Consider the following 11,711-nt stretch of genomic DNA (forward strand, 5'->3'; position numbering starts at 1 on the left):
CCGATCTACAGCAACAACAGCGCCGGCCAGCAGCCTCGGTCTCGAGAGCCGGCGTGCCGCGCTCCGGCTGGAAGCCAGCCGGGCTCAGTCGAGCAGCACCGGCTCGCCGAGCCAGCGACCGTAGATGTCGTAATCGAACGAGGGAGCCCGGCGAAAGCCGAAGCGCTCGTACATCCGGCGGCTGCGCGCGTTGCGTGCCTGCGTGCTCAACGCCACCCGCCGCGCTCCGCGGCTGCCGAGCACCTGAACTGCCCACTCGAGCGATTCACGCCCGTATCCGAGTCCCTGGTACGCCGGGGCGACGGCCAGTCGATCGAGATGGCCCCATCCCCGCATTCGAGTGATGCCGACGTAGCTGACCGGAACGCCGTGCTGATCGCGGCCGAGGTAGATATCGACACGGGGATCCCGAAGGTACTCCGAGAACTCGTCCTCGCTGTTCCACCAGAGCCAGGAGAACGCCTGGTGATCGAGCTCGAGCAGCTCTCCCATCACGAACGGATCATCGCCGGTCACGCGCTCGAACCGCAGCCGGGCCACCATCTGCGGCAGGCTGAAGATGACCGCCTCGTAGACCAGAATCTCTTCGAGCAGGCGCATCCCCGCATCCGCGTAGAAGAGCGGGCTACGTCGCTCGTGTTGCTCGTGCATGACGATCAACCGTTTCCCCTGCGCGGCCGCCGCCTCCGCGAGGTGGTCGATCAGCCGCACGGTATTCGGGCCGGTCGTCACTTCGAGGATGACCACCACCTCATCGCGGTGACGCCAGCGTCCAGCGATCAGGTACTCGCCAGTGCGAGGCAGCCACTGCGAGAGCCCTGGGGCCTCGTTGACCACCTGCGCGAGCTCCTGCTGGCTGTAGCGGCTCGCCCACTTCAGCCGCACGCGATGGACATCGGTGACTTCGAGCGGCACGATGAGGCTGTGCGCAGCCATATCAGAAGTCTCCCGATGCCTGATCTCCATGGCCCGATGCCGATGGCGCGATCACTTCGGCCGCGCGCCTCCCACCCATGCTGAGCTGGGTGACTTCGTGGCCACCCGAACTGGAGCGCCGCTGGATCATCCCTCTCATCTGGCGATCCACACGCGCTCCAGTCCCAGGATACCTAACGGGGTCAACTCGATCCCCCGCACGTGTGGCTTGACCAGCAGATAGGAGACATCCCAATAGAGGGGGATAACGACGAAGTCGTCGAGGATGCGCTGCTGCGCCTCGGCATAGAGCTGGGCGCGGGCGTGCTCGTCTCGTTCCTGTGCTGCCGAGTCCAACAGCCGATCGACCTCGGGATTTCGGTAGCCGAGGTAGTTGTCCGGGCTGGCTGAGTGGAACAAAGCGGTCAGGAACGACGCTGGATCCGGGTAATCGGCGACCCAACTCAGGACAAAGATCGGCAGTCGCCGGTCGGTGAGATCCTGCAGGTAGTCTGGCCACTCCATCAGGAGCACTTCGACCTGGATCCCGAGGTCACGCTCGTAGACCTCCTTGAGGGTCACCGGAACACCGCTTCCGGCTGTGTAGAGCAGGAGCGGCTGGCCTGACAGGCGCGACTGGAGCGCGGCCCTGGCAGCGGCCGGATCGTACGGCGGCAGCGTGGCCGGCCAGTCGCGCCCCAGCATGCCATCCGGCACCAGACCCTTCGCCGGCTGGACGACTCCGTTGAGGCTCACGAGCGCGATCTTCTCCCGCTCGAACCCCTGGATCAACGCCTGCCGGACTGCCGGATCGTCGAGCGGCGGGAGGTTCGGGTTGAGCAGGATGAAGCTTCCGGCGAAGAGCGGCTGGACACGCAGTTCCTGCCGCAGCGGTGAGTTCGGCGCCTGCACCCGGTCGAGCGCCCACAGCGGCACCGAGACCAGATCGATCTGGCCGCGCTCGTACTGGTTCATCGGCTCGAGGGCGTCAGCTCCCAGCCGGATATCGACCTCTTGCAAGACTGGCGCACCCGGCGCGTAGCTCCGGTAGGCGCGCAGCACCAGCAGCCGCTGCTCCTCCCACCGCTCGAGCACGAAGGGGCCACTACCGTTCGGCGTCCGCCACCAGTCTTCGCCACCGGCGACGTCCCAGCGATCGACGATGAATGCTGGAGGCGAGCTCAGCTTCGCCAGAAAGTCTGGAGCTGGCCTCACCAGTCGGATTCGGACGGTCAGGGTATCGACGGCCTCAACTCCTGGCAGGTCTGGGCGCTGCCCGGCCATCCGCTCCTCGGCTCCCAGGATATCGCGCAAATACGTCCAGGCTGGGAGCCGTCGGCCGTCGCCCCCAACGAGCGCGGGGTCGGTCGCGCGTTCGAGCGAGTACTTGACATCGTCGGCGGTCAGGAGCCGGCCGTCGTGGAAGCTGGCGCGGTCACGCAACTCGAAGGTGTAGACCAGGCCATCGCCCGAGATCCGGATACGCTCGGCGAGATCCGGCACCGCTTGTACGTTTGCGTCCAGACGTACCAGCCCGCGGAAAATCTGGCGAACGAGGAAGGCCGAGTCGGCGTCGCGGACCAGCGCTGGATCGAGCGTGAGCGGGCCATCTTGGCTGCCGGCGAGCGTGAGCCGTTGCTCGCCGCTGGCTGGGGGAGCGGGGGCTGGAGGTGGTGCCTCGATGACCGTCTCGGTGCCAGCCGGCACTGGCGTACCGGCTGGGGATCTCGGCGCGGTCGGGACAGCCGCTGGCGTCGCCGTCGATACCGGAACACCCGGTGTCGTGGCCGATCGTTCCCCGAACTGCACGCGGCAGCCCCCGAGCAGGAGGACGAGCGCCAGGACCAGGCCAGCGAGGGGACGAGCTGAACGCGCTTGCTGCGGCATCGGTATCTGAGACTCCTATCGCATCGCGCGAATTGTACTGGACGCTGGCCGGCCGGCAGGGCACACCAGCTCCGCTCACTACGAGGACATCGACAGGTATCGTGCTCTCCGCTCGTCACAGTCGATTCGTCCACTGGCCCGCGGGTAGTCTCAAGCTGGAACTCCCGTGCTAGGATGCGCCGGGAGGACTCACCACGAGGATGGGAGGCTACGAATGGGCGGGATGGTCGTCGCTCCCCAGGCACCGGCGGTCGAGGCCGGGATCGAGGTGCTGCGGCGCGGGGGCAACGCTTTCGACGCGGCTGTCACGACGGCGTTCGCGCAGACCGTCGTCGACCCGCAGATGTGCGGGATCGCCGGCTTCGGGGTGGCCAATCTCCGGACTGCCGACGGGCGTCACCTGATCATCGACTTCAACGCCACGGCTGGCTCGCGCGTCCGGCCGGACATGTGGCGCGAGCTGCTGGTCGAGCAGGACTGGACCGGCTATGGGTACCACCTCGAAGGGAAGATCAACGACGTCGGCTACCAGTCGATCATGACCCCTGGCACCGTCGCCGGGCTGGCCGAGGTGCTGCAGCGCTTCGGCACTATCTCCTGGGCCGAGGCCATCCAGCCGGCGATCGGACTGGCCGAGCAGGGCTTCCTGGTTTCACCCGAGCTGTGGCGTCTCTGGAACCTGCCAGCCGCGGGCGAGCGGGTCCCGATGCGCGAGCGGATCGCTCACACCCCGGCGAGTCGCCAGCTCTACATCAAGCCGAACGGGGAGACCTGGCGGCCGGGCGAGCGGCTGCGCAACCCCGACTATGCCCGCGTCCTGCGCCGGCTGGCCGAGGCTGGCCCTGAGGACTTCTACACCGGAGAACTGGCGAAGCGGATGGCTGAAGACCTCGAGGCTAACGGAGCCTTCGTCACCGCGGAAGACCTGGCGAGCTACCGCGTGCGCGTCCTGGAGCCGTTGTGGTTCAGCTATCGAGGCTATGAGCTGGCGACGAACCCGCCGGCCGGTGGGGGCATCTGCCTGGCCGAGATCCTGAAGATTCTCGAGCGCGAAGATCTCGCCTCGCTCGGGCTGAACAGCGTGGAGTACATCGACTTCGTCGCCCGAGCCATGCAGGCTGCCTTCGCGGACTGGTACGGGAAGGTCGGAGACCCGGCGTTCGTCGATGTGCCGGTGGATCGGCTGCTCTCGGATGACCATATCCGGGTCCTCTACGACCTGGTGCGCTCCGGCGCGCCGATCGTCGTCCCGTGCCGCGTCGCCGAGCAGGGCACGACCCATGTCACCGTGATCGACCGTGCGGGTAACGTCGCGTCGATCACCCACTCCCTCGGCTCCTCCAGCGGCGTCGTCACGCCGGGCCTGGGTTTCACCTACAACAACTGCATGAATGCCGCCGATCCGATCCCCGGCAGCCCCAACTCGATCGCGCCCGGCAAGGCACGCATCACCGGAATGTGCCCGACGATCGGGCTGAAGCGTGGCGAGGTCGTCTTTGCGCTGGGAGCACCCGGCGGCACCCGGATCATCACCGGCGTGCTCCAGGCTCTCATCAACCTCGTCGATCATGGGCTGACTCCCGTCGAGGCGGTCTCTGCTCCGCGGTTCGACTCGCAGAGCGAGTACCTGGACTGCGAGGCGCGGATCCCCTCGTGGGTGCGGGCCGCGCTCGCCGAGCGGGGCTTCAAAGTTGTCGAGAACCCCTCGCTTTATGGTAACTTTGCACGGGTACAGTTGATCGCGCGCGACCCGCTCACCGGACAGCTACGTGGAGGCGCCGATCCTCGCAGCGGAGGCGTCGTCCTGGAGGTCTGACGGCACAGGGCGGTGAGAACACTCATCGCTCGGCCCATCTGCCCTCGTAGCGGCTCGGGTGCAGGGGGATGACCCCGGCGGCAACCCGGGCCGGCCGTAGTTGCTGGGAGCCGTAGCCAGGCAGCGCCCAGGGTAGGACAGTATCTTCTGTTCTACTGCCAGGCTGAACGTCCGGTAGGGTGGCGCCGTCATCTGAGGCCGACCTGCGCGGAGCGATTACCCTCGCTAGGGAGCCGCAATGACGAAATGGCTCACTGCTCTGGCCGGCGTCGTCCTCGTGCTGCTGCTTCTCCTGACGATGCCGGTGGCAACCAGCCCAGGGATCGTGGAGTTACTGCCACAGCCCGGCAGTACCACTCCTCCCGGGCGGGTCACCATCGGCGCTACGCTGGTTGGGGGCCGCCCACTCCAGCGCGTCGAACTCCAGCTCAACGGCCGTCCGGTGCAGCCCGCTGTGTTCGTGCGCGATGAGCGGACCTGGGTCGTTCGCTATCAGGCTGAGCTGCCGGCTGGCTTGTACACCGTCAGAGTCACCGCTCTCGACGATCGGGGCCACAGCCGGACACATAGCTGGGACTTTGCCGCTTCCGGGTTGCGCCAGCCCCCCACGCTCATGCTCGTGGAGCCGGGGCCAGAGAGCCGCTTTGCGCGCGGTGTGGTGCCGATCGTCGTGCGCGTGGAGGCGCAGGGCGATATCGCGGAGCCGCTCCTGCTGGTCGATGGCCAGCCGGTGCCAGTCGAGCTCACTCTCCTGCCACCGAACGGGAGCGAGAAGCTCGTCCGTGAGATCGAAGCGACGATCTGGCTCGATTCTGGAGAGCACCGTGTCGAGGCTCGCGTGACCGACGAGTACGGCGCAAGCGCGAGCGGCGAGTGGACGTTCGCGGTCGCGGCCAGCGAGGCTGAGTCGAACGCTCGCTACTTCCGTGAGACCGGACTGACGATCCGGGGCCCGTTCAAGCAGTACTGGGAGTCGCGCAACGGCGGCATCGTCTTCGGGCCGCCGGTCAGCCCGGAACTCTCCCAGCCCGATGGCATCACGGTGCAGTACTTCCGATATGCGCGCATGGAGCTTCATCCCGATGGTTCAGTCACCCTCGGGCACCTCGGCCTGGAGACCCTCGGCGCCGTCCAGCCACCGGTGTCCGACCCCGCTCAGCCTGGAGTTCGCTACTTTCCGGAGACGGGGCACACGCTGCGGGGCGACTTCCTCGCCTTCTGGGAGCAGCATGGGGGGCTGGAGATCTTCGGTTTCCCGATCAGCGAGCCCCAGCTCGAGAGCGGTTACCGCGTCCAATACTTCGAGCGCGCGCGCTTCGAGCAACGCCTTACGACCCGCAATGAACCGCAGCCGGTCGAACTGGCACCGCTCGGCGAGCAGCGCTGGCGGCGCGAGCAACAGGTGGCCGGATGATCAGCGCTGCTCGTTCCGAGCGCGGTCTCGTGCCAGCGCCAGGACTCGCTGGACAACCGCCTCGACTGTGTGGCGCCCGGTATCGATGACGAGATCGGCGTTCGCGCGAGCATCGGCCAGCCGCTCCAGCTCGACGCAGTACAACCATTCTGGCCAATCGTCTCCCCGCCGCTCCCGGATCACGCTGAGGCTCGCGTCGAGAAACACGACCAGGTCCGGTTCGGGACGACGCCAGAGATCACGGATGATCGAGTGCTCCTGCCCGACCGCGACGGCATCGACTCCGTGCTCGCGCAGTCGCTCGGCGATCGTCGTCTTCCCGGATCCGCAAGGGCCGACCAGGACTATACGCACGCGTGCCTCGTCAGCGGTCGTGGCAGAGCGACGAACGTGTCCGACCTGGATCGCCCTGTCGACCGTCGCTCCGGTGCTTCCTGTTCAACTCGCTTCAGACGAGCCCTCGACCCGAGCGAGCGGCGGCGAGGTGGAAGCTTCGGTTCCTGACCCTGGCTGGCGGGGGAGACCCCGTCCTGCCCGTCGCCGGTCGAGTCGCTCGAGTAGCCGCTCGGTGTAGGTCGGAGCTGCTGGGTCGAAGTGCTTGCCCGCTCGCTCCAAGTAGGGGCTGCTGATCCGGCGTAGGAACGCGAGCAGGCCCTCTTCAGCGATACTCCGCAGCGCCCTGCGGTAGTAGTCGAACACGTAGGTGTCGCCGATTCGAATCCCAGCGCGGGCCGCGCCGAGCCCGACGAGCGTCGACACCTCCAGCAGCGACCGGCCCTCTCGCCGAGCAGCTTCCTGCAAGCCCGCGAAGATCGAAGCCAGCCCTTCGGGCGACGGGAGATCGGTTGCCTGGCTCTGGAGCGCGCGCCAGGATGCGCGTAGGTCGTCCACGCTCAGGGGTGGCACATCGACCGCGTCGGCGAGCACTCCCGATGTCCCCTCGAGCCGCGAAAGCAGGTCCTCGTACGTCGAGATATCGGTGCCCGGCTCGAGGAGTCCAGCCTGCTCCAGCTCTTGGACGAGCGCCCGCAGATAGACCTTCGACCCGCCGATGACGTCCGCGGCCCCAGCCAGCAGCCACAGCGGGGACCATCCGGCCACGACGACGCTCGCGAACTCTACAACGTTTCCCGCTGCCTTGCGAACCGTCAGTTCTTCGACCGTCATCGGGCTGTCCGGGTAGACGCCTCGTACATCGCCGAGTAGCTCGATCGTGATGCGCAGCACTCGGGCGACTGTCGCCTCGTAGAGCTTCGAGCGGCGAACGAACTCCGGCAAGGCCGTCTCGCTGAACTCGTACGCCGCGCCGCCGAGCAACGCAGCTCCAGCCCGGCCGGCCCGCTCAGGCAATGACGCCAGATAACGTGTCGGAATCTTCACCGGTACCTCATGCTTTCGTCTATTGTGCAAGAGCCTCTGCGCTTCGCGTCAGAGCCCGCTTGCCCGGATCACCTCGAGGCCACGAGCTTCGAGCTCACCGACGTAACGGTTGATGCCGACGAGATCCGCCGCGATATGCCCCGCGACGATCAGGTTCCCGTCGCTCTCCGCGCGCAGGCGCTCGACCTCTTCCGGCGCCACATGGATGTAGACCACTGTCGGGACGCCGTGAGCGAAGTATGCCTTGGCCACCGCAGCGCCGCCATTCGTCCCCGCGCCGTGCACCACTGCCACTTTGCCGGCTGTTCGGTCGACTGCGCCGACCGGCACCATGATCCGCGTCGGCGCCCCAGCGAACTCCGGCAGCGTCAACAGCGCGTCGATCACGTCCTGCACCAGCGGCTCCCGGCCGAGCTGACTCGTATGCCGCTCGATCGCCTCGACCATCAGTCGACGCCCGATCTCGTCGAGCGGCAGGTGGATGTTGAGAAACGGCATCCGGAGCAACCGCGCGAATGACGGCGCATGGTCGTAGTTCGCCGCCTGGGACCGGAGAATCGATCGGGAGACGAGCGGCTTGATCGCCTCGCGGGCAACCTCCCGCGGCACTCCGTGCTCGACCATCAGCTCGACATGACGGGTAAGCACCTCCGGGAAACGCAGCGTCGCGCTGCCGCCAGCCGGGTGGTGGGCGACGACGCCGTCGCACCCGAGCTCGCGGGCAATCAGGAGCTCCGCCGGCCCGATATCGATCCCGAACAGTACCCGGCGGAGCGAGTCCCCAGGCACATAGATCGCGCTGTCGGCCGGAGGTCGGCTCATGCCGGCCATCTCCAGCGCCACCTGCATCAACTCATCAGTACTCAAGCCAGCCACGAGCCCTCCCAACGCGAGGTCATCCGGGTTACCGGATGTCTAACTGGCAGCGGATAGGCGGCTGAGCGCCAGCCGCTCTCGATTGTCGCACAGCGACTGTGCCAGCCTTTCGGGCGAGCGCTACCAAGGGGCGACGCGGTTGCCGGTACTACTCTCGGTGACTTCCGGCGGGTCGTTCCGGGCTGCATCGCGAATGAGTAAAGCGGAGCGCAGGGCTTGCTCTAGCCCTCAGGCTGAGGCACTGCCTGGGGTCGGAGTTTGGGAGAGCTCGCCAAGATCAGCACCTTGTCGTCGCGGAAACTTCGGATCGAGCCACGGTCGAACTCTACGTCGAGGAACCGACATAAGCGATCCTGAGCCAACAGCCACCTCGCCAGCGCATCCCGCGCCGCCTCGCTCATGCCAGAGCGGACAGTCCAGTCCTCCCACTCGTGCCGGCGGTAGATCACTTCGACGCGCTCGACCCGGAGACCGGCCGCGGCCAGAAAGCCGCACCACTCCGCGAGGGTGTACGAGCGGACGTGGCTCGTGTCGCGTCGCCGCTCCAACTCGTTCACCAGCTCGTCCAGCTCGTGGTCGGCCGAGCTGAGGCTGTCGATCAGGAGAAAGCGCCCGCCCGGCGCGAGCACGCGAGCGACCTCCCGGACGAACGCTGCAGGATCGGCGAAGTGGTGGGGAGCGATCCGGCAGGTTAACAGGCTCACGCAGCGGTCGACCAGCGGTAATGCCTCGGCATCGGCGGCGATGAAGCCTGCCGGCGCGATTCCGCGCTCGACGGCATTCCGGCGGGCGGCCTCGAGCATCTCGGGTGTCAGATCGAGCAGGATGACGCGAGCGCCGTGGCGAGCAAGCGCCAGCCCGGTGTGCCCTCCACCGGTGGCCACGTCGAGGGCCAGCTCGCCGGGCCGCACCGAGGCCCATTCGAGCAGGCGCCCGAGGTCATGCCCGAACGCGTGCGATCGGCTCCGCACGTAGGACTCGGCCGTCGCGCCGAACTGCTCGCGCACCCGCTGCTTGATCTCCATCTACGCCCCCGATCCAGCGCCCCTGTGCTCTGCCGGGCGGATTATCCTCTCCAGGCGATAGCACTGCAATGCGGGCGCAGTCGCCACCCCGGACGCGAGCGCATGTCGTCAGTGGGGGAGACTTGGCTGTTGGTGTGGTACACCTGAGCGGGATATAGGGAGTGGCAGCGAGCGTCAGGGAGGCGCAGGCTTGTTCCGCTGGATCGGCAGGCAGTCGTACCGGTATCGCTGGTGGGTAGTCGCATGCTGGTTGTCGCTCTTCCTGGTCACGCTGCCTGCGCTGCCGCGCGTTTCGGGCGCGCTCGAGGTCGGCGGTTTCTCCAGCCCGCATACGGAGGCCGCCCGCGCGCGGGATCTGCTCGCGCGGGAGATCCCCGAGTACAGCCCGACGTCGCTCATCGTCCTCTTTAGCCATCCGACGCTGCGACCTGAAGATCCCGAGTTCATCGCGCAGGCTCACCGCGCGCTCAGCCAGCTTTCGACCATCCCCGAGGTCGACGGGATCTCCTGGTTCGACCAGAACCCCGGTCAGATCGCGCCCGATGGTTCACTCGCCTACGCGCTGGTGCGGATCGACTTGCCTCCGGAAGAGTCCCAGCGGCTGAAGGATGACTTCGAGCGACTGATCGTGCCCACGGAGCTCGAAGTGCGGTTGGCCGGTTCACCGGTCTTTTACGCCGACCTCGAGACGGTCACTGAGCGTGACTTGCGCCGGGCGGAGCTGATCGCCTTCCCCTTCGCGCTAGGTGCGCTCGTCTTCGTCTTCGGGAGCCTGATCGCGGCCGGGGTACCGCTGGCTATCGGTGGCGTCAGCGTCGCCATCGTGCTCGGGCTGGTCTACGCGCTGACCAGGGTGACCGAGCTCTCGATCTTCACGCTCAACGTCGCGACGCTCTTGGGACTGGGCCTCGCGATCGACTACTCGCTCTTTATCGTCAGTCGCTTCCGAGAGGAGCTCCAACACGGGAGCGTCGCGCGAGCTGTCGAGGTGACCACGGCGACGGCCGGTAGGGCTGTCTTCTTCTCCGGGCTGACGGTGCTCATCGGGCTGAGCGGGCTGGGGTTTTTCGAGTTCCTGTTCATGCGTTCGGTCGGCATCGCTGGGGTGCTGGTGGTCGTGGTCGCGGTGATGGCGGCGCTCACGTTCCTGCCGGCGATTCTCGGGCTGCTCGGCCATCGGATCAACGCGCTGACGGTGCTCCGCCGCTCGGCTGAGACGGGGGCCTTCTGGATACGCGTGTCGAACGCTGTGATGGCTCATCCCTGGCGGGTAGCGATCCCGGTGATCGCATTGCTGCTCGTGCTCGGCGCCCCGTTCCTGCACGTCAGGCTGAGCTCGCCTGATGCGACCATCCTCCCCACGACGACTCCGTCTCGCCAGGCGTTCGAGCGCTTCCGCGCAGCCTTCGGCGACGGCGCGATCTCGCCGATCATCGTCGCGGTCGAGAGCGAGCGCCCGGTGAACGATCCGCAGACTATTGCTGCCCTCTACGACCTTGCCCGGCGGATCGCCGCCGATCCACGGGTCACCCGCATCTCGAGCATCGTGACCATCGACCCGCGGATCTCGCTTGGCCAGTACCAGCTCCTCTACGCCGAGCCGTCGCTCATCCGGGACCCGGTGATTGCCAGCGTCTACCGGCAGCTCGCCGGGCAGCACGTCGCAGCCATCTACGTGTACACCGACGCGCTTCCGGCGAGCGACGAGGCCAAGGCTCTGCTCCAGACTATCCGAGCGATGGATCCGGGTTCGGGACTCCGCATGCTAGTGGACGGAGGCACTGCGGAGATCGTCGATGTCGTCGACCTGATGTACAGCGAGTTCCCGTATGCCGCGCTCACCGTCGTGATTGCGACCTACCTCGTGCTCTTCCTGCTTCTTCGCTCCGCGTTGTTGCCACTCAAGGCCGTCATCCTGAACGCGTTGAGCCTCACCGCGAGCTACGGCGCGCTCGTCTTCATCTTCCAGGACGGTCACCTGAGCGGTCTCTTGAACTTCCAGCCGCTGGGCTTCATCGAGGCCTCGCTGCCGATCGTGATGTTCTGCGTGCTCTTCGGCCTGAGCATGGACTATGAGGTCTTCCTGCTCAGTCGTGTGCGCGAAGCCTGGGAGCAGACGGGCGATAACCGTCTGGCGGTCGCGACGGGCCTGGCCCGGAGCGGGCGGATCATCACTGGAGCTGCGCTGATCTTAGTCGTGGTCGCGGCAGCCTTCGTCAGCGCGGATGTCGTGCTGATCAAAGCGCTCGGGCTCGGAATCGGGCTGGCCATCGCGCTCGATGCGAGCATCGTCCGCATCCTGCTCGTGCCGGCGACGATGCGGCTCCTAGGTGACTGGAACTGGTGGGCGCCGCGGATCGTCCTGCGGTTGTTGCCCGAACGAGGCTTGGAACACTGA

9 protein-coding genes are annotated in these 11,711 nt (G+C 66.9%); 3 read left to right on the plus strand and 6 right to left on the minus strand.

Annotated elements, in window-relative coordinates; all coding sequences use genetic code 11:
• Positions 1 to 84 precede the first annotated feature (84 nt).
• Entirely contained in the window at positions 85 to 936 is an 852-nt protein-coding gene (locus tag NET02_RS00625; protein ID WP_284055428.1) for a GNAT family N-acetyltransferase, read from the minus strand.
• Between the two features lie 135 nt (positions 937 to 1,071).
• Entirely contained in the window at positions 1,072 to 2,802 is a 1,731-nt protein-coding gene (locus NET02_RS00630) for a peptide ABC transporter substrate-binding protein (RefSeq protein WP_284055429.1), read from the minus strand.
• A gap of 214 nt (positions 2,803 to 3,016) precedes the next feature.
• On the opposite strand from NET02_RS00630, the gene ggt reads away from it, so the two are divergent.
• Both ggt and NET02_RS00640 read left to right on the plus strand, forming a co-directional pair.
• Positions 3,017 to 4,618 (plus strand): gamma-glutamyltransferase, encoded by a 1,602-nt coding sequence (gene ggt, locus NET02_RS00635; RefSeq protein ID WP_284055430.1) that lies wholly within the window; start codon positions 3,017 to 3,019, stop codon positions 4,616 to 4,618.
• Between the two features lie 238 nt (positions 4,619 to 4,856).
• Positions 4,857 to 6,032, plus strand: coding sequence for a molybdopterin-binding protein (locus tag NET02_RS00640; protein ID WP_284055431.1), 1,176 nt, complete (start codon positions 4,857 to 4,859; stop codon positions 6,030 to 6,032).
• Here the strand turns inward: NET02_RS00640 and NET02_RS00645 are convergent, their stop codons facing one another.
• The 4 genes from NET02_RS00645 to NET02_RS00660 form a co-directional block, all read right to left on the minus strand.
• Entirely contained in the window at positions 6,033 to 6,386 is a 354-nt protein-coding gene (locus NET02_RS00645) for an AAA family ATPase (protein WP_284055432.1), read from the minus strand.
• 84 nt (positions 6,387 to 6,470) lie between these two features.
• On the minus strand, positions 6,471 to 7,412 hold the full coding sequence (locus NET02_RS00650) for a hypothetical protein (protein WP_284055433.1): 942 nt from the start codon (positions 7,410 to 7,412) through the stop codon (positions 6,471 to 6,473).
• A gap of 48 nt (positions 7,413 to 7,460) precedes the next feature.
• Positions 7,461 to 8,288 carry a hypothetical protein gene (locus tag NET02_RS00655; RefSeq protein WP_284055434.1) on the minus strand — a complete coding sequence of 276 codons (828 nt, stop codon included), beginning with the start codon at positions 8,286 to 8,288 and terminating at the stop codon, positions 7,461 to 7,463.
• 221 nt (positions 8,289 to 8,509) lie between these two features.
• Complete coding sequence (locus NET02_RS00660; protein WP_284055435.1) at positions 8,510 to 9,313, minus strand: class I SAM-dependent methyltransferase; 804 nt, start codon at positions 9,311 to 9,313, stop codon at positions 8,510 to 8,512.
• A 190-nt stretch (positions 9,314 to 9,503) separates the two neighbouring features.
• Here NET02_RS00660 and NET02_RS00665 point away from each other — a divergent pair, with 190 nt between their 5' ends.
• A complete protein-coding gene (locus NET02_RS00665) occupies positions 9,504 to 11,711 on the plus strand; it encodes an MMPL family transporter (protein WP_284055436.1) in 2,208 nt (735 codons plus the stop codon).

The organism is Thermalbibacter longus (assembly GCF_023806485.1).
GTDB classification, from domain to species: Bacteria; Chloroflexota; Chloroflexia; order Thermomicrobiales; family Thermomicrobiaceae; genus Thermalbibacter; species Thermalbibacter longus.

Coding starts and splice junctions, on each gene's coding strand:
- NET02_RS00625 (WP_284055428.1), bottom strand. CDS start 936: ATGGCTGCGCACAGCCTCATCGTGCCGCTCGAAGTCACCGATGTCCAT.
- NET02_RS00630 (WP_284055429.1), bottom strand. CDS start 2,802: ATGCCGCAGCAAGCGCGTTCAGCTCGTCCCCTCGCTGGCCTGGTCCTG.
- ggt (WP_284055430.1), top strand. CDS start 3,017: ATGGGCGGGATGGTCGTCGCTCCCCAGGCACCGGCGGTCGAGGCCGGG.
- NET02_RS00640 (WP_284055431.1), top strand. CDS start 4,857: ATGACGAAATGGCTCACTGCTCTGGCCGGCGTCGTCCTCGTGCTGCTG.
- NET02_RS00660 (WP_284055435.1), bottom strand. CDS start 9,313: ATGGAGATCAAGCAGCGGGTGCGCGAGCAGTTCGGCGCGACGGCCGAG.